The sequence below is a fragment of the Enterobacter sp. SENG-6 genome, assembly GCF_001605945.1.
Taxonomy (GTDB): Bacteria; Pseudomonadota; Gammaproteobacteria; order Enterobacterales; family Enterobacteriaceae; genus Enterobacter; species Enterobacter cloacae.
On the sequence record NZ_LOMM01000030.1, the window covers coordinates 17,437 to 37,762 of the forward strand.

The following is a 20,326-nucleotide window of genomic DNA, read 5'->3' on the forward strand; positions in this document are numbered from 1 at the left end:
ACATCAAGCCCTCCTGAATGGAGGGCTTTTTAGTCTGGCTAAAAGTTAAAAGGTATTAGCTATCGAATCTGTGGATTAATTCAACTATATCTTATTGCTAGTGGTGTATATCGTAACGGTAACACTGTAAAAGGGAGCATAGCGATGAGCACGTCAGACGAGAGCAATAAAGCGGCATCAGTCGGCAAATGCCCGTTCCACCAGGGCGGCGTCGATCACAGCGCGGGGGCAGGTACAGGCAGCCGCGACTGGTGGCCAAAACAACTCCGCATCGATCTTCTTAACCAACATTCCAATCGTTCGAACCCTATGGGTGAAGACTTCGACTACCGCAAAGAATTTAGCAAGCTGGATTACTCCGCCCTCAAGGGCGATCTCAAAGCACTCTTAACCGACTCTCAACCGTGGTGGCCTGCCGACTGGGGCAGCTATGCGGGCCTGTTTATTCGCATGGCCTGGCACGGTGCGGGAACCTATCGCTCCGTTGACGGACGCGGCGGTGCCGGACGCGGTCAACAGCGCTTTGCGCCGCTGAACTCCTGGCCAGATAACGTCAGTCTGGATAAAGCTCGCCGTCTGCTGTGGCCGATCAAGCAAAAATATGGTCAAAAAATCTCCTGGGCTGACCTGTTTATTCTTGCGGGTAACGTGGCGCTGGAAAACTCCGGCTTCCGTACCTTTGGTTTTGGTGCCGGGCGTGAAGATGTCTGGGAACCGGATCTCGACGTTAACTGGGGGGATGAAAAAGCCTGGCTGACCCATCGTGACCCGGAAGCGCTGGCGAAACGTCCGCTGGCGGCCACTGAAATGGGGCTGATCTACGTTAACCCGGAAGGACCAAACGCCAGCGGTGAACCGCTGTCCGCGGCGGCAGCCATTCGCGCCACCTTCGGTAACATGGGAATGAACGACGAAGAGACCGTGGCGCTGATTGCCGGGGGGCATACGCTCGGTAAAACCCACGGTGCGGGTGAAGCAACGCACGTTGGCACAGACCCGGAAGCGTCACCGATTGAAGCGCAGGGCCTGGGCTGGGCCAGCACGCACGGTACCGGTATTGGCGCTGACGCCATTACTTCCGGTCTGGAAGTCATCTGGTCACAAACCCCGACCCAGTGGAGCAACTACTTCTTCGAGAACCTGTTCAAATACGAATGGGTACAAACCCGCAGCCCGGCCGGTGCGATTCAGTTTGAAGCTGTGGACGCGCCTGAGATCATGCCAGACCCGTTCGACCCGTCGAAAAAACGCAAACCGACTATGCTGGTTACCGACCTGACGCTGCGTTTTGACCCGGAATTCGAAAAAATTTCCCGCCGCTTCCTGAACGATCCGCAGGCTTTCAACGAAGCCTTCGCCCGCGCGTGGTTCAAACTGACCCACCGCGATATGGGGCCAAAATCGCGTTATCTTGGCCCGGAAGTGCCGAAAGAAGATCTGATCTGGCAGGATCCGCTGCCGGAGGCAGTATTCAATCCGACCAAAGAGGACATTGAGAGCCTGAAGGCGGAAATTGCAGCATCCGGGCTCTCCGTGAGCGAACTGATTTCCGTGGCATGGGCGTCAGCCTCAACCTTCCGCGGCGGCGATAAGCGTGGCGGTGCCAACGGTGCGCGTCTGGCGCTTGCGCCTCAGCGCAACTGGGATGTTAACGCCGCAGCCGTACGTGCATTGCCTGCTCTGGAAGCTATTCAGCGCACCACCAATAAAGCCTCACTGGCCGATATTATCGTGCTCGCGGGTGTGGTAGGCGTTGAGCAGGCGGCGAAAGCGGCAGGCGTTTACGTCACCGTACCGTTCACGCCGGGCCGTGTGGATGCACGTCAGGATCAGACGGATATCGATATGTTTAACCTGCTTGAACCGATTGCTGACGGTTTCCGTAACTATCGTGCGCAGGTTGATGTTTCCACCACCGAATCGCTGCTGATTGATAAAGCCCAGCAGTTGACGTTAACCGCACCAGAAATGACGGTGCTGATCGGCGGCCTGCGCGTACTGGGTGCAAACTTTGACGGCAGTAAAAATGGTGTGTTTACCAACCGCGAAGGCGTGCTGAGCAATGACTTCTTCGTGAATCTGCTGGATATGAACACCCAGTGGAAGGCGACCGATGAATCGAACGAGCTGTTTGCCGGAAGCGATCGCACCAGCGGTGAAGTGAAATACACCGCCACTCGCGCTGACCTGGTCTTCGGCTCTAACGCTGTCCTTCGCGCGCTGGCAGAGGTGTACGCCAGCAGTGATGCTCACGAGAAGTTCGTTCGCGACTTCGTTGCAGCGTGGGCGAAGGTGATGGATCTGGACCGTTTTGACGTGAAATAAACATTGAGCCGGGTACGCGTAGCGCACCCGGCTTTTTTGTTACTCCCACTCCTGCAGGAAACGCTGTCCATATTGGTCGGCAACCAGCAGTGCCGCGTAAACCTGATCCGGCGACACGCCACCCGGCATGTTGTGAATGGTCTCTCCCTCAGCGCAAGACGCTTCGGCAATCAGGCGCATTTTGGCCGGAATGTCTTCTTTGATATTCAGCTGCGCCAGCGTGATCGGCAATCCAACGCTGTGGCAAAGCGCCGCGACGGTTTCGATCTCCTCAACCGGCGCGTTTTCCAGCACCAGTTGCGTCAGCGTACCAAACGCCACTTTTTCACCGTGGTAGAAGTGATGCGCATCCGGCACTGCCGTCATCCCGTTGTGAATGGCATGCGCTGCCGCCAGCCCGCCGCTTTCAAACCCTACGCCGCTCAGATAGGTATTGGCTTCGATAATGCGTTCCAGCGCGGGGGTGACGACGTGCTGCTCCGCCGCAAGCATCGCTTTCTCGCCCTCTTCAATCAGCGTGTTGTAGCACAGCTCGGCCAGCGCTAACGCGGCCTGCGTGCACTTGCCGCCCGCCATGGTCGTGGCGCCGCTGCGCGAGCAGGCGCGTGCTTCAAACCAGGTGGCAAGGGCATCACCAATCCCGGCAGCCAGCAGACGCGGCGGCGCACCAGCCACCACTTTGGTGTCGACAATCACCATATTGGGGTTATGCGGCAGCATCAGATAGCGTTCGAATTCGCCGCTGTCGGTATAAATCACAGAAAGGGCGCTGCACGGGGCATCGGTGGAGGCGATAGTCGGGGCGATAGCGACCGGCACGTCCATAAAATGTGCCAGCGCTTTGGCGGTATCCAGCGTTTTACCGCCGCCAATACCCAGCACCGCCATGCAGTCGGCACTGTCGGCCAGTTTTTTCAGACGATCGATCTCATTCTGCGAACATTCGCCGCCAAACGGCGCGATTTCGGCATGTAGCTCTGCATTTTTAAAACTCTGGCGCAGGGTCTCTTCGGCAAAACCCAGCACAAATTTATCGCCAACAACCAGCCAGTGTGTAGCCAGAGGTTTCAGATAGTCGCCGAGACGGGTGAGAACATCAGCGCCCTGGATATATTTTCCCGGCGATTGAATGATACGGTCCATAACATATCTCCCTTAGAGGTTGAGGTTACCAAACGCGTTTTTCCAGTCCTGCTCGAACTTCTCTATTGCTGACTCTACCGCTGGCGTGCCGAGCATTTGTTGCGCTACATCTAAGGGAAGCGTGATTGCTTCACATCCGGCGAGCAGGCAGTCCAGCGCCTGGCGTGGGGTTTTGAAGCTGGCTGCCAGCACCTTGCTCTCCGGTGCATGCTGTTCCAGCAGGGATTGCAGCTCCTGAACCATGCGAATGCCGTCCCCGCCCTGGGCATCCACGCGGTTTACGTATGGCGCGACATATTTTGCCCCGGCCAGCGCGGCCAGCAGGCCTTGCGCGGCGCTGTACACGGCGGTACCCAGCGTAGTGATGCCCGCTGTTTTTAGCGCCTTAATGGCGATAAGCCCCTGGGTGGTGACCGGGATTTTCACCACGATATCCGGGATAGCATTGCTCAGGCGTTTGGCTTCGGCCACCATGCCTTCTGCGTCGCGGCTCATTGTCTGGGCGAATAGCCTGCCTTTCGGTCCAATGGCGTTTTGCAGGCGCGGCAGCACCTCCCAGATTGACTCACGGCTGGCGGCAATGATGCTCGGATTGGTGGTGACGCCTGCAAGGGGGAAAACGCGCGCAAGGCGTTCTACTTCTGCCACGTTGGCGGTATCCAGATACAGTTCCATTATTTTTCCTCGTTTTAGAGTTCTAATTCGTGTTGCAGCAGGGAAGCGATAGCCTCCTGGGAACTGGCATTAACCAGAGCACTGCGAAAATCGTTATGCATGATGCGACGGGCCAGGCGGGAGAAAATACGCATATGCTGGTCGCCAGCGGCGTGTTTATTCAGCGTCAGCATGATGATGAATTGCGCCTCCTCGTCACCCCACATAACAGGCGCTTTCAGGCGTGCGACGCTGATAGTGGATTGCTCAATGTGTTCTGATTTGCTGTGTGGAATGGCGAATCCAAAACCCAACCCGGTGGAAAATACGGCTTCGCGTGCCCATAAATCGGCTTCCAGCTTGCGCGGATAGCGGCATCGCCCGGCGAGCAAAATGTTATCGGTCATGCCTTTCATGACCTCTTCTTTACTGTTCCAGTCGTTATTCAGAGAAATACAGCGTGGCGTCACCAGTGGCGTATCCTGCTGATTCATACGGAACTGGGCGAGCAGATGTTCTACTTCAAGCGAGGTGCGACACGCCATGGCCTGGTTCAACAGCTGGCGACAGGCGCGGCTATCAAGCTGCGCCAGGCGTGCTTTGGTGGCAGGAATGGCAGGGGAGCCCATGCTCAGTTCGTCCAGCCCCAGGCCCACCAGCAGCGGCAGTACCGACCCTTTCGCGCCTAACTCACCGCAGAGGCCAATCCACTTACCCTGACGGTGAACGGCCTGCACCGCGTAGTCCAGCGCCCGCAGGAAGGCGGGGTTCAGGCTGTTGTAATGGCGCGTGACTTTGGCGTTGTCGCGGTCGACGGCAAGCAGATACTGTGTCAGGTCATTGCTGCCGATGCTAAAGAAATCAATCTCTTCGCAGCACTGATCGATGATGAACATCACCGAGGGGACTTCCAGCATAATGCCGAGTGGGATTTTCTCATCAAACGGAATATGTTCAGCCCGGAGCTGCTGCTTCGCGTCGGCGAGCTTCTCTTTTACCCACAGGATCTCCTCCATGGAGGAGATCATCGGGATCATAATTTTAAGGTTTCCGTGGGCAGAGGCGCGAAGGATCGCCCGAAGCTGGGTCGTGAACAGCGAAGAATACTCTTCATATATGCGTACGGCGCGGTAGCCGAGGAAGGGATTGTTCTCAGCTGGAATATTCAGGTACTCCACCGGCTTGTCGCCGCCGATATCCATAGTACGCACAATAATGCTACGGCTATTTGCACTTTCCAGTGCCTGACAGAAAATGTTGTATAACTCGTTTTCGCCGGGTGCGCTGGCACGATCCATATAGAGCATTTCGGTGCGGAACAGGCCCACGCCTTCGGCACCATTTCCAAATGCTGCCTGGGCCTCCACCGCGTGGGCAATATTGGCGGCAATTTCTACCCGCAGGCCGTCGGCGGTTCTGGCTTCACGGTCAAGCCAGACGCGCTGTTGCTCGCGTATCGCCTGCTGGACGCGCGCTTCCTGCTGATAGTAACGCGCTACGGCGTCGCTGCCATTGACGACCACCGCACCGGCATTGCCGTCCACAAATACAGGCTGATTGCGCCATTGCAGCAGGCTTTCACTGTTGACGCCAACCAGCGTCGGAATATTGAAGGAACGCGCGAGGATCACGGTATGCGAGGTGGTGCCGCCACTTTTCAGCAGCAGTCCTTGAAGCTGCGTTTTATCGAGTTCAAGAAACTGACCGGGAGTCAGATCGTCAGCAAGGCAGATGCTCGGCTGCGTCAGCTGGCCGTGAGCCGGGAAACGCGCTTCACCATAGATATGTTGTAAAAGCTGGTAGCAGATGTCGCGCACGTCGAGCACCCGCTCCTGCAAATAGGAGCTGCTGGAACGGGAGAACGTGTCGCAGAAATGGTTCGCCGTGGCGATGATGGCCTGGGCGCAGCTTAGACCCTGGCTGACCCCTGACAGGAGGTGCTGACGCAGCGAGGTATCTGTAGCCAGCGAGCGGTGGGCTTCAAGAATAGCGCTGGCAGTGCTGTCGCTGTCCAGGGCGCGCAGCTCAATGTGTTTGATCAGCTGCGTCAGGCCGTTATCCAGCGCCGACTGCTCAGTTTCCACGCTTTGCGCGTCGGGCAAATCGGTCAGGGCGTTGAGATCCAGCGAGGACAATAACGTCAGGACGCCATGTGCACTCCCGCTGCATACCGGAGTAGCGCGAAACAGCGTCGGGTTCAGGCGTGTCAGTGATTCAGGCAAGGGATCCAGCTCCGTGCTGATTACCCCTTCAAGCGGCGCGTCGCAATGCGGAAACTCCTCTCTTAGCCACAGCTCCAGCCGCTGCCGGGCATGCTGCTCGTCTTCACCGTTTATCACCAGGCGGCAGGCATCGCCCGCCAGCGTATCGGTACCAATCAGCGCCAGCGCGCTTTTGGCGTCGCCTTTACGATCCGTACGCAGGTTATGCCACTCAATTTGCGAGATAAAAGTGTTGCACAGCGTTTCTACATGACTTGCAGGACGCGCGTGAACGCCGTTGGGCAATTCACAGGTAAATTCCACTACCAGAGCCATACACACTCCTGAAACTAATCGTCAATTATGCGGAACAGCATACGAGCGTGATGATGAGGCGCGCCATGTGACAAAACTGCCAAAAACTGGACAAATGTAATGTCACCTTAAAATTGAGATTTCACTCACAAGTTGTGACCGTTTGCGTAATGCGAAGTCGATGAGAAATGTCGAGGCGGATCGCATTTTCATTCCGATATTACAAAAATCCAGTAAATGGCCTTTTTGTCTCCTGTCCGCCGTCTTCCTGATTGCCTATTGTTTGCCACAACATCTTTGTGGATAAAGGCCTGGAGCGGCATATGAAAGCGTTGGTGCATATTCTCAAGAACACGCGACAGCATCTGATGACAGGGGTGTCGCACATGATCCCGTTTGTGGTCTCGGGCGGCATTCTGCTGGCGGTTTCGGTCATGCTATACGGCAAAGGTGCGGTGCCCGATGCCGCAACCGATCCCAATCTGAAAAAGCTCTTTGACATCGGTGTGGCGGGTTTAACACTGATGGTGCCATTCCTCGCCGCCTATATTGGTTATTCCATTGCAGAACGCGCCGCGCTTGCTCCCTGTGCTATTGCCGCCTGGGTGGGCAACAGCTTCGGTGCAGGGTTCTTTGGCGCAATTATCGCCGGGATTTTCGGTGGCATTGTCGTCTGGTATCTGAAAAAGCTGTCCGTGCCGAAAGTGCTGCGTTCCGTTATGCCTATCTTCATCATCCCGATTATCGGCACGTTTATTACCGCAGGCATCATGATGTGGGGACTGGGCGAGCCTGTAGGCGCGCTTACTACCGGTCTCACCCAGTGGCTGCAAGGCATGCAGCAGGGCAGCATTGTGGTACTCGCCATTATTATCGGTCTCATGCTGGCGTTCGACATGGGCGGCCCGGTCAACAAAGTGGCTTATGCCTTCATGCTGATTTGCGTTGCTCAAGGCGTCTATACCGTCGTTGCAATTGCCGCCGTGGCCATTTGCATACCGCCGCTGGGGTTAGGCCTGGCAACACTTATCGGCCGTAAGAATTTTACCGGTGAAGAACGTGAAGCAGGTAAAGCGGCGCTGGTGATGGGCTGCGTGGGTGTCACCGAGGGAGCGATTCCGTTTGCCGCAGCGGACCCGCTACGCGTGATTCCTTCCATTATGTTGGGCTCCGCCTGCGGCGCGGTCACGGCTGCGGTTATGGGCGCGCAATGCTATGCCGGATGGGGCGGGTTAATTGTGCTTCCCGTGGTTGACGGCAAGCTCGGCTATATCGCGGCGGTTGCCGTGGGTGCAGTGGTGACGGCGGTCAGCGTCAACGTGCTAAAGCGTATTGCCCGAAAGAACACAAAGCAGGTCGAGGAAAAAGAGGATGACCTGGATCTGGATTTCGAAATTAACTGAGTGAGGAAGAGAACATGGCCCGAATTATCGCAGTAACCGCATGTCCGTCTGGCGTTGCCCATACCTATATGGCTGCCGAAGCGCTGGAAAGCGCCGCAAAAGCGAAAGGCTGGGAAGTGAAGGTAGAAACGCAGGGGTCGATTGGTCTTGAGAACGAACTGACGGCAGAGGATATCGCCGCAGCAGATATGGTGATCCTGACTAAAGATATCGGCATTAAATTCGAAGAGCGTTTTGCCGGGAAAACCATCGTGCGCGTCAATATCAGCGACGCGGTAAAACGTGCCGACGCCATCATGAACAAAATCGATGCCCACCTGGCGCAAACCGCCTGATGCTCTCCCGCCCTTCGGGGCGGGCTGGTTTTTTCCGTTACAGGAGTTCCCTCATGACGAATCGTATACCGCGTTTGAAAAATGCGCTCTTTGCCAACCCTCGCGAGATCTCGCTTGAACGTGCGCTACTCTATACAGCCAGCCATCAACAGACGGAAGGCGAGCCGGTTATTCTCCGTCGCGCGAAAGCAACGGCGCACATTCTCGACCATGTGGAAATCGCGATTCGTGATGAAGAACTGATTGCCGGAAACCGCACCGTTAAGCCGCGTGCAGGCATTATGTCACCGGAGATGGATCCCTACTGGTTGCTTAAGGAACTGGACCAGTTCGCCATCCGTCCGCAGGATCGCTTTGAAATCAGCGATGAGGATAAGCAGACCTACCGTGAGGTGCTGTATCCCTATTGGGAAAACCGGTCGATGAAAGATTTCATCAACAGCCAGATGACGGAGGAGGTGAAGGCCGCCGTAGGGACGCAGATTTTTAGCGTCAACCAGACGGATAAAGGGCAGGGGCATATCATTATTGATTATCCTCGCCTGCTTAATAACGGGCTGGGCGCGCTGGTGGCGGAAATGCGTGAACGCTGCGCTCGTGATACGCAAAACACGTTCTATGCAGCGGCGCTCATTCTGCTCGAAGCGTCCCAGCGCCATATTCTGCGTTATGCGGCGCTCGCTGAAGAACTGGCTCAGAGCAGCGATGCTACTCGCCGCGAAGAATTGCTGGCAATGGCCGACATCTCGCGACACAACGCACAGCATAAGCCGCAAACCTTCTGGCAGGCGTGTCAGCTGTTCTGGTACATGAACGTCATTTTGCAGTACGAATCTAACGCCAGTTCGCTCTCCATCGGGCGTTTTGACCAGTATATGCTGCCGTTTTATCAGGCCTCGTTAACGCAGGGAGACGATCCAGCGTTTCTGAAAGAGTTGCTGGAGTCGCTGTGGGTGAAGTGTAACGATGTGGTGCTCTTGCGCTCGACCAGCAGCGCCCGTTATTTTGCCGGGTTCCCGACCGGGTATACCGCGCTGCTGGGTGGCCTGACGGAAAACGGGCGTAGCGCGGTGAACGTGCTTTCGTTCCTGTGTCTGGATGCCTACCAGAGCGTTCAGCTTCCCCAGCCTAACCTCGGCGTACGGGTAAACGAACTGATCGACCGGCCTTTCCTGCTGAAAACAGCGGAGACTATTCGGCTGGGCACCGGCATTCCACAGATTTTTAACGATGAAGTGATAGTACCTGCCTTTTTGAATCGCGGCGTGTCGCTGGAAGATGCGCGTGACTATGCGGTTGTCGGCTGCGTTGAACTGTCGATTCCAGGGAAAACTTACGGCCTGCATGATATCGCCATGTTTAATCTGCTGAAGGTAATGGAAATCGCCATGCAGGAGAACGAAGGCAATAGCGGGCTGACGTACGAGGGGTTAATTGAACATATACGCGCCAGGATTAATCACTACATTGCACTGATGGTGGAAGGAAGCAACATTTGCGATATCGGCCATCGCGACTGGGCACCCGTGCCGTTGCTCTCCTCCTTTATCAGCGACTGTCTGGAAACGGGGAAAGACATTACTGACGGTGGCGCGCGCTATAACTTCTCCGGTGTGCAGGGGATTGGTATTGCTAATTTGAGCGACTCGCTTCACGCCCTGAAAGGGCTGGTATTTGAACAGCAACGCTTAAGTTTTGACGAGCTGCTGGCGGTGTTAAAAGCGAATTTTGCCACCCCGGAGGGCGAAAAGGTACGCGCGCGGCTGATCAATCGCTTTGAGAAATACGGTAATGATATCGACGATGTCGATAATATCAGTGCGGAACTGCTGCGCCATTACTGTAAAGAGGTCGAAAAATACCGCAACCCGCGTGGTGGAATCTTCACGCCTGGCTCGTACACCGTCTCCGCCCATGTGCCGCTTGGCGCGGTCGTGGGGGCTACGCCGGATGGCCGCCTGGCGGGCGAACAGCTGGCGGATGGAGGGCTTTCTCCGATGCTCGGCCAGGATATGCAGGGGCCGACGGCTGTGCTGAAGTCGGTGAGTAAGCTGGATAACTATCTGTTATCTAACGGTACGCTGCTAAACGTTAAATTCACCCCAGCCACGCTGGAAGGCGATGCCGGGTTGCAGAAGCTGGCTGACTTCCTCCGTGCGTTTACGCAGCTTAAGTTACAGCATATCCAGTTCAACGTGGTCAACGCGGAAACCCTGCGTGAGGCGCAGCGGCGTCCTCAGGATTTTGCCGGGCTGGTGGTACGCGTTGCCGGCTACAGCGCCTTCTTTGTTGAGCTGTCGAAGGAGATCCAGGATGACATTATCCGTCGGACCGCGCATCAGCTGTGACGTCGTTGAAACACGCGCCGACGTAGCGCGTATTTTCAATATTCAGCGTTATTCGTTGAACGACGGAGCAGGTATTCGTACGGTAGTCTTTTTCAAAGGCTGTCCTCACCGTTGCCCGTGGTGCGCCAATCCTGAGTCGATCTCGCCGAAAATAGAGACGGTTCGCCGGGAGAGTAAATGTTTGCACTGCGCTCCCTGCCTGCGTGATGCGGACGAATGCCCGTCCGGCGCGTTTGAACGCATCGGACGCGACGTGACGCTGGACGAGCTGGAACGCGAAGTGATGAAGGATGACGTCTTCTTTCGCTCATCGGGAGGCGGGGTGACGCTGTCAGGCGGGGAAGTATTAATGCAGGCACCCTTTGCGACGCAGCTGCTTAAGCGTTTGCGCCGCTACGGTATTCATACCGCTATTGAGACGGCGGGAGATGCGCCCCTGTCCCGATTGCTGCCGCTGGCACGCCAGTGTGATGAAGTACTGTTTGACCTGAAGATTATGGATCCTGAGCAGGCACGTTCGGTGACGGCAGTAAATCTTCCCAGGGTGATGGAAAACCTTACGCAGCTGGTGGCCGAAGGCATAAACGTCATCCCCCGTGTGCCGCTTATTCCGGGCTATACGCTAACTGACGCCAACATGGCGAGCGTGCTGGCATTTTTATTACCTTCAGGGATACGGCAGCTGCATTTATTACCGTTTCACTCTTATGGTGAACCAAAATACCGTCTGCTTGGGCAACAATGGTCGATGCGGGAGGTGAGTTCTCCGACAGCTGACGAGGTCGCGGCAATGCGCCGTATGGCCGAAGATAAAGGGTTTCATGTCACCATTGGAGGTTAAAAATGACAGTAATAGCAGGGCGTTATCTGGTGGCGGTAACCGCGTGCGTGAGCGGCGTGGCACATACGTACATGGCCGCAGAACGGCTGGAGCGGATTTGCCAGCAGGAGAAATGGTCAGTGCGCATTGAGACGCAAGGGGCGTTAGGTATTGAAAGTGAGCTGACGGAGGACGATATCCGCCGCGCCGATGTCGTATTACTTATCACGGATATTGAGCTGGCGGGCAACGAACGCTTCGAATCCGCCCGCTATGTGAAATGCGGCATTAATGCTTTCCTGCGGGACCCGCAAAAGGTCATGGCAGCGGTACGAAAAATGGTATCCGCACCGCAGCATACGCAGGTCATTCTGGATTAGCCGCTTTTCCGATTAGCTGGCTGTGATACTGACGACGGTATTCCGACGGCGAGCGCTCCGTGTTTTTACGGAATAAACGGCAGAAATAGTTACTGTCGACAAAACCGCAGGCATGCGCCACTTCTTTTACCTTTAAGTCATACCCTTTCAGCAACTGACGCGCGTGCTCCAGCCGCGTGTGGGTCAGGTACTCATTAAAACCTACCGCGCCGGTTTTCTGAAAAAGATGCGATAAATAGTTCGGAGAGATGTAAAACGCCTGCGCTACGGATTCCCGGGTAAGCGGGGTCGCATAATGTTCATCGATATAAACGCGAATAGCTTCAAACAGCGCCTGACTTCGGGAGGCGGTCTGGATCTGGCTACCCAACAAATCGACGCAGTGGCTAAGCAGGCTGGCAACAATCAGTCGCGCTGTTTGCTGCTCGTGCGGCTGCATCTGCATTTCATGAAGCGTCTGTAACAGGAAGGATCCGATGCGTGGCCCCCGACGGGCGACGTGCTGTTTTGCAAGATTACGAGCATCCACGCCGTTCCAGTGTAAAAGACTAAATCCAAGCTGCTGTTTACCAAACAGGATGCTCAGCGTTGTCGCGGGCGTTTGCCATTGCGGATCGTTCCAGCCTCCCGCCGGGACGTATAAAACATCACCCTGCTGTAATACGCAAGCCGCCTGGTCTTTCACCGAGCCTTCGAGCACGATCTCCAGACGGGGGAAATCAACCTGCAGGGCGAGTTCGGGTGCGCAGAGGGCGGGGTTGGCGAAATGAACCTGACGCAGCGGCATCGTACCGCTAATCAGGTCAGTCAGGATGTGGGTAATATCATGCTGCATGGTGTAAATACCGAGGTATTGCCGGGTGGCGCTAACGCTTACCCGGCCTACCTGTCGTAGGCCCGGCAAGCGAAGCGCCGCCGGGCAGTGAGCATTAGCCGGTGTTACGCATACCCGCTGCAACACCCGCAATTGTCACCATCAGCGCTTGTTCAACGCGTGGATCCGGATCTTTACCTTCCTCTTCCGCCAGACGCGAACGGTGCAGCAGCTCCGCCTGCAGGACGTTCAGTGGGTCGGTATAGATGTTACGCAGCTGGATAGACTCGGCAATCCACGGCAGATCGGCCATCAGATGGGAGTCGTTGGCGATATCCAGCACCACTTTGATGTCGCCTTCCAGCAGTTCGCGCAGCTCTTTACCCAGCGCCCACAGCTCTGGTTTCACCAGGCGCTGATCGTAGTATTCCGCCAGCCACAGGTCAGCTTTCGAGAAGACCATCTCCAGCATACCCAGACGGGTAGAGAAGAATGGCCAGTCGCGGCACATGGTTTCCAGTTCGTTCTGTTTGCCATCTTCCACCACTTTCTGCAGCGCCGCACCGGCACCCAGCCAGGCTGGCAGCATCAGACGGTTCTGCGTCCAGGCGAAGATCCACGGGATTGCACGCAGAGACTCCACGCCGCCGGTCGGACGACGCTTGGCCGGACGTGAACCCAGCGGCAGTTTGCCCAGCTCCTGCTCTGGCGTAGCAGAGCGGAAGTAAGGTACGAAGTCTTTGTTTTCACGCACGTAGCCGCGGTACAGGTCGCACGAGATGTCAGACAGCTCATCCATAATGCGGCACCAGGATTCTTTCGGCTCCGGCGGTGGCAGCAGGTTTGCTTCGAGAATCGCACTGGTGTAGAGAGACAGGCTGCTGATGGTCACTTCCGGCAGGCCGTATTTGAAGCGGATCATCTCGCCCTGTTCGGTCACGCGCAGGCCGCCTTTCAGGCTTCCCGGCGGCTGAGAGAGCAGCGCCGCGTGCGCAGGCGCACCGCCACGGCCAATGGAGCCACCGCGACCGTGGAACAGCGTCAGCTCAATACCGGCTTTCTCGCAGGTTTTGATCAGCGCGTCCTGCGCCTGATACTGCGCCCAGGATGCCGCCATCACGCCCGCATCTTTTGCGGAGTCGGAATAGCCGATCATCACCATCTGTTTGCCCTGAATAAAGCCGCGATACCAGTCGATGTTCAGCAGCTGGGTCATTACATCATTGGCGTTGTTCAGGTCGTCGAGGGTTTCAAACAGCGGGGCGACCGGCAGGGCATAGTCGATACCGGCTTCTTTCAGCAGCAGGTGAACGGCCAGCACGTCGGACGGGGTTTTCGCCATCGAGATCACATAGGCGGCGACCGATCCTTTTGGCGCATCCACGATCGCTTTACAGGTGTTGAGCACTTCGCGGGTTTCGTTGCTTGGCTCCCAGTTGCGCGGCAGCAAAGGACGCTTGGAGTTCAGCTCGCGGATCAGGAAGGCCTGTTTGTCGGCTTCAGACCAGCTTTCGTAGTCGCCAATGCCAAGATAACGGGTCAGTTCGCCCAGCGCTTCGGTATGGCGGGTGCTCTCCTGACGCACGTCGATACGCACCAGCGGCACGCCAAAACACTTCACGCGGCGCAGGGTGTCGAGCAGTTCGCCATTGGCGATGATGCCCATCCCGCAGGCCTGTAGTGATTTATAGCAAGCGTATAGCGGTTCCCAGAGCTGTTCGTTCTGGCTCAGCAGACCTTCCGGCTTCGGCAGGCGCTGGCCTTTCAGGCGTGCTTCCAGCCAGGCCTGGGTCGCCATCAGCTGGCTGCGCAGTTTTTTCATCAGGAAACGATACGGCTCGCTGGCACCTTCTTCACCGGCCAGCGCGCGCAGTTCTGGCGTTGCTTCCACCATCGACAGCTCGGAGATCAGCACCTGAATGTCTTTCAGGAACAGATCGGTGGCTTTCCAGCGGCTCAGCAGCAGCACGTGGCGGGTGATTTCTGCTGTCACGTTCGGGTTACCGTCGCGGTCACCGCCCATCCAGGAGGTAAAGCGTACCGGGACAAAATCTACCGGCAGGCGATAGCCCAGGTTTGCTTCCAGCTGTTCGTTCAGCTCACGCAGGTAGTTCGGCACCCCTTCCCACAGGCTATTTTCCACCACCGCAAAGCCCCATTTGGCCTCGTCTACCGGGCTTGGGCGATGCTTACGAATTTCATCGGTGTGCCAGGACTGCGCAATCAGCTGGCGCAGACGGCGCATCAGCTGGTTACGTTCGTAGTCGGCAATGTCTTTGTTATCCAACTGTTTCAGACAGTTGTTCACTTCAACCATTTTGTGGATCAGGGTACGACGGGTGATTTCGGTTGGGTGGGCGGTCAGCACCAGCTCCAGCGAAAGGGACTCCACCGCTTTTTTAATGGTGGCTTCGTTGAGGTTTGGCTGGTCTTTGAGTTTACGAAGCGTACGGGCAATGACTTCCGGGTTGCTGGCAGCTTCGCCGTTTGGCGAAATGCTATGGTATTGCTCAGCCGTGTTTGCCAGGTTCAGGAACTGGCTGAATGCGCGTGCAACGGGCAGCAGCTCATCGTTAGAGAGGTTCTGCAAGGTAGTGAGCAGCTCCTGACGACTCGCTTCGTTACCGGCACGGGAAGATTTAGACAGCTTGCGGATGGTTTCAACGCGGTCGAGGATGTTTTCCCCCAACGCATCTTTGATGGTATCTCCAAGCACTTTGCCGAGCATACTGACATTACTACGCAACGCGGAATATTGTTCGTTCATAAAAACCCAGTCACCCCATCATTTTTGTTTATGCCCATGCGAAAATCTTCTGGACATTATTTTGTCATCTCCCTTTATAAAGCCACGTAAAACCCCCGTCGTCAATTGCTGCGAAAACGGTTCAGCAAACGAATAAATGCGGGCAATTTACGAAATTTAATTCGCATTGCGTCAGATAAGAGATGCTTATGGGAATGTGACGGAGATCGCGGGATTTGTTGCCCTCACCCTAACCCTCTCCCACCGGGAGAGGGGACTAATCGGTGCGGTCTTAATGCCAGCAGAAGTGATGCACGACCTGGGTAATCAGTTCGCGGGTGGGCTTGATGAAGCGGGTTTCCAGGTATTCATCCGGCTGGTGCGCCTGGTTGATGGAGCCTGGGCCAAGTACCAGCGTCGGGCACAGCGTCTGAATAAACGGCGCTTCGGTGCAGTAGTTCACCACGTCGGTTTTCTCGCCGAGCAGTTTTTCCACCACTTCAACCAGCTGATGATCCGGTGGACATTCATAACCCGGGATCGGTGGATGCAGTTCAGACACCGTCAGGCGGCCAGGCCAGCGTTCACTCACCGGGGCCAGCGCTTCGGTCAGCAAGCCGTCGAGATCGCTCAGCGTCATGCCCGGCAGCGGACGGATATCCATGTGCAGCTCACAGCAGGCGCAGATACGGTTAGAGGCATCGCCACCGTGCAGGCTACCGAGGTTCAGGGTCGGATACGGCACGGTGAAGGCATCGTAGTGATACCGCTCTTTCAGTTCGTCGCGCAGAGTCATGATGCGGCCGATGGCGTCGTGCATCAGTTCAATGGCGTTCACGCCACGCGCCGGATCGCTGGAGTGGCCAGACTGGCCCATCACGCGCACTGCCGTGGAAATATGGCCTTTATGCGCACGGATCGGTTGTAATGACGTTGGCTCACCGATGATGGCGCAATCCGGGCGAATCGATGTGTTTTCTGAGAAGTAACGCGCCCCCGCCATGCTGGTTTCTTCATCGGCGGTCGCCAGAATGTAGAGCGGCTTTTTCAGTTTTGTCACGTCCACGTCACGCAGCGCGTCAAGGATAAAGGCGAAGAAGCCTTTCATGTCGGCGGTGCCAAGGCCGTAAAGCTTGTTGTCATGCTCGGTCAGGGTAAACGGGTCTCGGGTCCAGCGGCCATCGTCAAACGGCACCGTGTCGGTATGACCGGCCAGCAGCAGTCCGCCTGCGCCGTGTCCGGTACTGGCGAGCAGGTTAAATTTATGGCGTGTTCCAGGTACGGGCTGAACCTCAACGTTAAAGCCAAGATCGCTAAACCAACCCGCCAGCAGATTGATTAAAGACTCATTGCTCTGATCCAGCGCTTCTTCGGTCGCGCTGATGGAGGGTGTGGCAATCAGGGCGCGGTAAATCTCGATAAATGGCGGTAAGTTCATTTTCATTGTTGACACACCTTAGGTCGTGATAGTATCAATATTCATGCAATAAATGTGAATAAAAATACATTAACGTTGAGCATAAAGGAACCCGATGTTGAATACGCTGATTGTAGGCGCTAGCGGTTATGCGGGCGCAGAGCTTGTAAGCTACGTGAATCGCCATCCACATATGACCATAACCGCTTTGACCGTGTCAGCGCAAAGCAATGATGCAGGAAAGTTAATTTCCGATTTGCATCCGTGGCTTAAGGGCATTGTCGACTTGCCACTGCAGCCAATGTCTGACATCAGCGAGTTCACTGACGGCGTCGACGTGGTGTTTTTGGCCACCGCGCACGAGGTCAGTCACGACCTGGCGCCGCAATTCCTGGCGGCCGGTTGCGTGGTGTTCGACCTCTCCGGCGCGTTCCGTGTTAACGACGGCGCGTTCTACGAAAAATACTATGGCTTTACCCATCAGCACCCGGACCTGCTTGCAAAAGCCGTGTATGGGCTGGCGGAGTGGAGCGCAGACAAGCTGAAAGAAGCGGATCTGATTGCCGTGCCGGGCTGCTACCCGACGGCCGCACAGCTTTCTCTGAAGCCGCTGATCGACGCAGACCTGCTGGATCTGAACCAGTGGCCGGTGATCAACGCCACCAGTGGTGTCAGCGGTGCCGGACGCAAGGCTGCTATTTCTAACAGCTTCTGTGAAGTCAGCCTGCAGCCGTATGGCGTGTTTAATCACCGCCATCATCCGGAAATCACTACCCATCTGGGGGCCAATGTCATCTTTACACCGCACCTGGGCAGCTTCCCGCGTGGGATCCTCGAAACCATTACCTGCCGCCTGAAACCGGGCGTGACCAAAGACCAGGTGAGCGAGGCCTTTACTCAGGCGTATGCGGATAAACCGCTGGTGCGTCTCTACGACAAAGGCGTGCCCGCGCTGAAAAACGTGGTTGGCCTGCCGTTCTGTGACATCGGCTATGCCGTCCAGGGCGAGCATCTGATCGTGGTGGCAGCAGAAGATAACTTACTCAAAGGCGCTGCCGCTCAGGCAATGCAGTGTGCAAATATTCGTTTCGGTTTCCCGGAAACGCAGGCTCTTATTTAAGGTGTGATGATGAACCCATTAATTATCAAACTCGGTGGTGTACTGCTGGACAGCGAAGAAGCGCTGGAGCGTCTGTTTACCGCGCTGGTTAACTATCGCGAATCACACCAGCGTCCGCTGGTGATTGTGCACGGCGGCGGCTGCGTAGTGGATGAGCTGATGAAAGGGCTCAACCTGCCGGTGAAAAAGAAAAACGGCCTGCGCGTGACGCCTGCCGACCAGATTGACATCATCACCGGTGCGCTGGCAGGTACGGCGAATAAGACTCTGTTGTCCTGGGCGAAGAAACACCACATTGCCTCCGTTGGCCTCTATCTGGGCGACGGTGACAGCGTAAAAGTGACCCAGCTCGATGAAGAACTCGGCCACGTTGGACTGGCGCAGCCAGGTTCGCCTAAGCTGATTAACACGCTGCTGGAAGGCGGTTTCCTGCCGGTGGTGAGCTCTATCGGGGTGACCGAAGAGGGTGAGCTGATGAACGTGAATGCGGACCAGGCGGCGACGGCACTGGCGGCAACGCTGGGCGCGGACCTGATCCTGCTCTCCGATGTGAGCGGTATTCTGGACGGCAAAGGCCAGCGCATTGCGGAAATGACCGCGGCAAAAGCCGAACAGCTGATCGCCCAGGGCATTATTACCGACGGGATGATCGTCAAAGTGAATGCCGCGCTGGATGCCGCCCGTACGCTCGGTCGACCGGTGGATATCGCCTCCTGGCGTCACGCGGAGCAGCTTCCGGCGCTGTTTAACGGCACGCCAATTGGCACGCGTATTTTAGCGTAAGTTATTAATGAATGACCGTAGGCCGGGTAAGCGCAGCGCCACCCGGCGGAACTAACGAATAAAGGAACGATGTTATGGCACTTTGGGGTGGGCGTTTTACACAGGCAGCGGATCAACGGTTCAAACAGTTCAACGACTCTTTGCGCTTCGACTACCGCCTGGCCGAACAGGATATCGTCGGCTCTGTGGCCTGGTCTAAAGCGCTGGTGACGGTGGGCGTGCTGACCGCAGAGGAGCAGCAGCAGCTGGAAGAGGCGCTCAATAATCTGCTGGAAGAAGTGCGTCTGGATCCGCAGCAAATTCTGCAAAGCGATGCCGAAGATATTCACAGCTGGGTAGAAGGCAAACTGATCGACAAAGTTGGCCAGCTGGGTAAAAAGCTACACACCGGCCGTAGCCGTAACGACCAGGTCGCTACCGATCTGAAGCTGTGGTGTAAAGATACCGTCGCGGAGCTGCTGGCGGCTAACCGTCAGCTGCAGAGCGCGCTGGTGGAAACGGCACAGAACAACCAGGACGCGGTGATGCCGGGTTATACCCATTTGCAGCGCGCGCAGCCGGTGACCTTTGCGCACTGGTGTCTGGCCTATGTCGAGATGCTGGCGCGTGACGAAAGCCGCCTGCAGGATACCCTGAAGCGCCTGGACGTCAGCCCGCTGGGCAGCGGTGCGCTGGCGGGTACGGCATATGAAATTGACCGCGAGCAGCTGGCAGGCTGGCTGGGCTTTGCGTCTGCCACCCGTAACAGTCTGGACAGCGTCTCTGACCGTGACCACGTGCTGGAACTGCTGTCGAATGCTTCTATCGGGATGGTCCACCTGTCACGCTTTGCCGAAGACCTGATCTTCTTTAACTCTGGCGAAGCCGGATTTGTGGAGTTGTCTGACCGTGTGACGTCCGGCTCTTCCCTGATGCCGCAGAAGAAAAACCCGGATGCGCTGGAGCTGATCCGCGGGAAGTGTGGCCGCGTACAGGGCGCACTGACCGGCATGATGATGACCCTGAAAGGGCTGCCGCTGGCGTACAACAAAGATATGCAGGAAGACAAAGAAGGGCTGTTCGACGCGCTCGACACCTGGCTGGACTGCCTGCATATGGGTGCGCTGGTGCTGGACGGCATTCAGGTGAAACGTTCTCGTTGTCAGGAAGCGGCGCAGCAGGGTTATGCAAACGCGACCGAACTGGCGGATTACCTGGTGGCGAAAGGCGTACCGTTCCGTGAAGCGCACCACATTGTGGGCGAAGCGGTAGTGGAAGCGATTCGTCAGGGGAAACCGCTGGAAGAGCTGGCGCTTGCCGACCTGCAGAAATTCAGTGCGGTTATCGGGGAGGATGTGTACCCGATTCTGTCGTTGCAGTCATGCCTGGATAAGCGTGCGGCGAAAGGCGGTGTGTCGCCGAAGCAGGTGGCGCAGGCGATTGCGGACGCAAAAAACCGGTTGGTTTGATTTGTGCGGGCTGGCGCCCTCACCCCGGCCCTCTCCCACAGGGAGAGGGAGCAAACCCTAAAAATGGCAACTTC

At 56.5% G+C, this 20,326-nt stretch carries 15 protein-coding genes; 9 read left to right on the forward strand and 6 right to left on the reverse strand.

Annotated features, from left to right (window positions below; all coding sequences use genetic code 11):
• Nucleotides 1-144: 144 nt before the first annotated feature.
• Nucleotides 145-2,325 (forward strand): catalase/peroxidase HPI, encoded by a 2,181-nt coding sequence (gene katG, locus AX755_RS15210; RefSeq protein ID WP_062857022.1) that lies wholly within the window; start codon nucleotides 145-147, stop codon nucleotides 2,323-2,325.
• 39 nt (nucleotides 2,326-2,364) lie between these two features.
• On the opposite strand, the gene gldA is transcribed toward katG, so the two are convergent.
• The 3 genes from gldA to ptsP are packed head-to-tail and all read right to left on the reverse strand — an operon-like array spanning nucleotide 2,365 to nucleotide 6,659.
• Nucleotides 2,365-3,468 (reverse strand): bifunctional L-1,2-propanediol dehydrogenase/glycerol dehydrogenase, encoded by a 1,104-nt coding sequence (gldA, locus tag AX755_RS15215; protein ID WP_062857023.1) that lies wholly within the window; start codon nucleotides 3,466-3,468, stop codon nucleotides 2,365-2,367.
• A 12-nt stretch (nucleotides 3,469-3,480) separates the two neighbouring features.
• Nucleotides 3,481-4,143: a fructose-6-phosphate aldolase gene (gene fsa / locus AX755_RS15220; protein WP_062857024.1), complete on the reverse strand. Its 663-nt coding sequence runs from the start codon at nucleotides 4,141-4,143 to the stop codon at nucleotides 3,481-3,483.
• A gap of 14 nt (nucleotides 4,144-4,157) precedes the next feature.
• Nucleotides 4,158-6,659 carry a phosphoenolpyruvate--protein phosphotransferase gene (gene ptsP / locus AX755_RS15225; protein ID WP_062857025.1) on the reverse strand — a complete coding sequence of 834 codons (2,502 nt, stop codon included), beginning with the start codon at nucleotides 6,657-6,659 and terminating at the stop codon, nucleotides 4,158-4,160.
• Nucleotides 6,660-6,961: 302 nt separating this feature from the next.
• On the opposite strand from ptsP, the gene AX755_RS15230 reads away from it, so the two are divergent.
• The 5 genes from AX755_RS15230 to AX755_RS15250 are packed head-to-tail and all read left to right on the forward strand — an operon-like array spanning nucleotide 6,962 to nucleotide 11,924.
• Nucleotides 6,962-8,041, forward strand: a complete 1,080-nt coding sequence (locus tag AX755_RS15230) for a PTS fructose transporter subunit EIIC (protein ID WP_062857026.1) — start codon at nucleotides 6,962-6,964, stop codon at nucleotides 8,039-8,041.
• A gap of 14 nt (nucleotides 8,042-8,055) precedes the next feature.
• The gene (locus tag AX755_RS15235; RefSeq protein ID WP_029882888.1) at nucleotides 8,056-8,376 is read left to right on the forward strand and encodes a PTS fructose-like transporter subunit IIB; all 321 of its coding nucleotides are present in this window, start codon (nucleotides 8,056-8,058) and stop codon (nucleotides 8,374-8,376) included.
• 53 nt (nucleotides 8,377-8,429) lie between these two features.
• A complete protein-coding gene (locus tag AX755_RS15240; protein WP_058651867.1) occupies nucleotides 8,430-10,724 on the forward strand; it encodes a formate C-acetyltransferase in 2,295 nt (764 codons plus the stop codon).
• On the forward strand, nucleotides 10,690-11,565 hold the full coding sequence (locus tag AX755_RS15245) for a [formate-C-acetyltransferase]-activating enzyme (RefSeq protein ID WP_062857027.1): 876 nt from the start codon (nucleotides 10,690-10,692) through the stop codon (nucleotides 11,563-11,565). The genes AX755_RS15240 and AX755_RS15245 overlap by 35 nt, the downstream gene beginning before the upstream one ends.
• A gap of 2 nt (nucleotides 11,566-11,567) precedes the next feature.
• On the forward strand, nucleotides 11,568-11,924 hold the full coding sequence (locus AX755_RS15250) for a PTS fructose-like transporter subunit IIB (RefSeq protein WP_062857028.1): 357 nt from the start codon (nucleotides 11,568-11,570) through the stop codon (nucleotides 11,922-11,924).
• On the opposite strand, the gene AX755_RS15255 is transcribed toward AX755_RS15250, so the two are convergent.
• The 3 genes from AX755_RS15255 to argE form a co-directional block, all read right to left on the reverse strand.
• The gene (locus AX755_RS15255) at nucleotides 11,911-12,759 is read right to left on the reverse strand and encodes an AraC family transcriptional regulator (RefSeq protein WP_029882884.1); all 849 of its coding nucleotides are present in this window, start codon (nucleotides 12,757-12,759) and stop codon (nucleotides 11,911-11,913) included. The two genes, AX755_RS15250 and AX755_RS15255, sit on opposite strands and share 14 nt — an antisense overlap.
• 94 nt (nucleotides 12,760-12,853) lie before the next feature.
• Complete coding sequence (gene ppc / locus AX755_RS15260; protein WP_013099302.1) at nucleotides 12,854-15,505, reverse strand: phosphoenolpyruvate carboxylase; 2,652 nt, start codon at nucleotides 15,503-15,505, stop codon at nucleotides 12,854-12,856.
• A 271-nt stretch (nucleotides 15,506-15,776) separates the two neighbouring features.
• Nucleotides 15,777-16,928 carry an acetylornithine deacetylase gene (gene argE / locus AX755_RS15265; protein ID WP_013099301.1) on the reverse strand — a complete coding sequence of 384 codons (1,152 nt, stop codon included), beginning with the start codon at nucleotides 16,926-16,928 and terminating at the stop codon, nucleotides 15,777-15,779.
• Nucleotides 16,929-17,016: 88 nt separating this feature from the next.
• On the opposite strand from argE, the gene argC reads away from it, so the two are divergent.
• The 3 genes from argC (at nucleotide 17,017) to argH (ending at nucleotide 20,252) form a co-directional block, all read left to right on the forward strand.
• On the forward strand, nucleotides 17,017-18,021 hold the full coding sequence (gene argC, locus AX755_RS15270) for an N-acetyl-gamma-glutamyl-phosphate reductase (protein WP_020686922.1): 1,005 nt from the start codon (nucleotides 17,017-17,019) through the stop codon (nucleotides 18,019-18,021).
• A 6-nt stretch (nucleotides 18,022-18,027) separates the two neighbouring features.
• The gene (gene argB / locus AX755_RS15275) at nucleotides 18,028-18,804 is read left to right on the forward strand and encodes an acetylglutamate kinase (RefSeq protein ID WP_020686923.1); all 777 of its coding nucleotides are present in this window, start codon (nucleotides 18,028-18,030) and stop codon (nucleotides 18,802-18,804) included.
• Nucleotides 18,805-18,878: 74 nt separating this feature from the next.
• A complete protein-coding gene (gene argH / locus AX755_RS15280) occupies nucleotides 18,879-20,252 on the forward strand; it encodes an argininosuccinate lyase (RefSeq protein WP_020686924.1) in 1,374 nt (457 codons plus the stop codon).
• The last annotated feature ends 74 nt before the right edge of the window (nucleotides 20,253-20,326 follow it).

Bases quoted from the DNA above. Each gene is read 5' to 3' on its own strand.
- argC (WP_020686922.1), top strand. From the start codon at position 17,017: ATGTTGAATACGCTGATTGTAGGCGCTAGCGGTTATGCGGGCGCAGAG.
- argH (WP_020686924.1), top strand. From the start codon at position 18,879: ATGGCACTTTGGGGTGGGCGTTTTACACAGGCAGCGGATCAACGGTTC.
- katG (WP_062857022.1), top strand. From the start codon at position 145: ATGAGCACGTCAGACGAGAGCAATAAAGCGGCATCAGTCGGCAAATGC.
- AX755_RS15245 (WP_062857027.1), top strand. From the start codon at position 10,690: ATGACATTATCCGTCGGACCGCGCATCAGCTGTGACGTCGTTGAAACA.
- AX755_RS15235 (WP_029882888.1), top strand. From the start codon at position 8,056: ATGGCCCGAATTATCGCAGTAACCGCATGTCCGTCTGGCGTTGCCCAT.
- AX755_RS15230 (WP_062857026.1), top strand. From the start codon at position 6,962: ATGAAAGCGTTGGTGCATATTCTCAAGAACACGCGACAGCATCTGATG.
- AX755_RS15255 (WP_029882884.1), bottom strand. From the start codon at position 12,759: ATGCAGCATGATATTACCCACATCCTGACTGACCTGATTAGCGGTACG.
- AX755_RS15250 (WP_062857028.1), top strand. From the start codon at position 11,568: ATGACAGTAATAGCAGGGCGTTATCTGGTGGCGGTAACCGCGTGCGTG.
- gldA (WP_062857023.1), bottom strand. From the start codon at position 3,468: ATGGACCGTATCATTCAATCGCCGGGAAAATATATCCAGGGCGCTGAT.
- fsa (WP_062857024.1), bottom strand. From the start codon at position 4,143: ATGGAACTGTATCTGGATACCGCCAACGTGGCAGAAGTAGAACGCCTT.
- ppc (WP_013099302.1), bottom strand. From the start codon at position 15,505: ATGAACGAACAATATTCCGCGTTGCGTAGTAATGTCAGTATGCTCGGC.
- ptsP (WP_062857025.1), bottom strand. From the start codon at position 6,659: ATGGCTCTGGTAGTGGAATTTACCTGTGAATTGCCCAACGGCGTTCAC.
- AX755_RS15240 (WP_058651867.1), top strand. From the start codon at position 8,430: ATGACGAATCGTATACCGCGTTTGAAAAATGCGCTCTTTGCCAACCCT.
- argE (WP_013099301.1), bottom strand. From the start codon at position 16,928: ATGAAAATGAACTTACCGCCATTTATCGAGATTTACCGCGCCCTGATT.
- argB (WP_020686923.1), top strand. From the start codon at position 18,028: ATGATGAACCCATTAATTATCAAACTCGGTGGTGTACTGCTGGACAGC.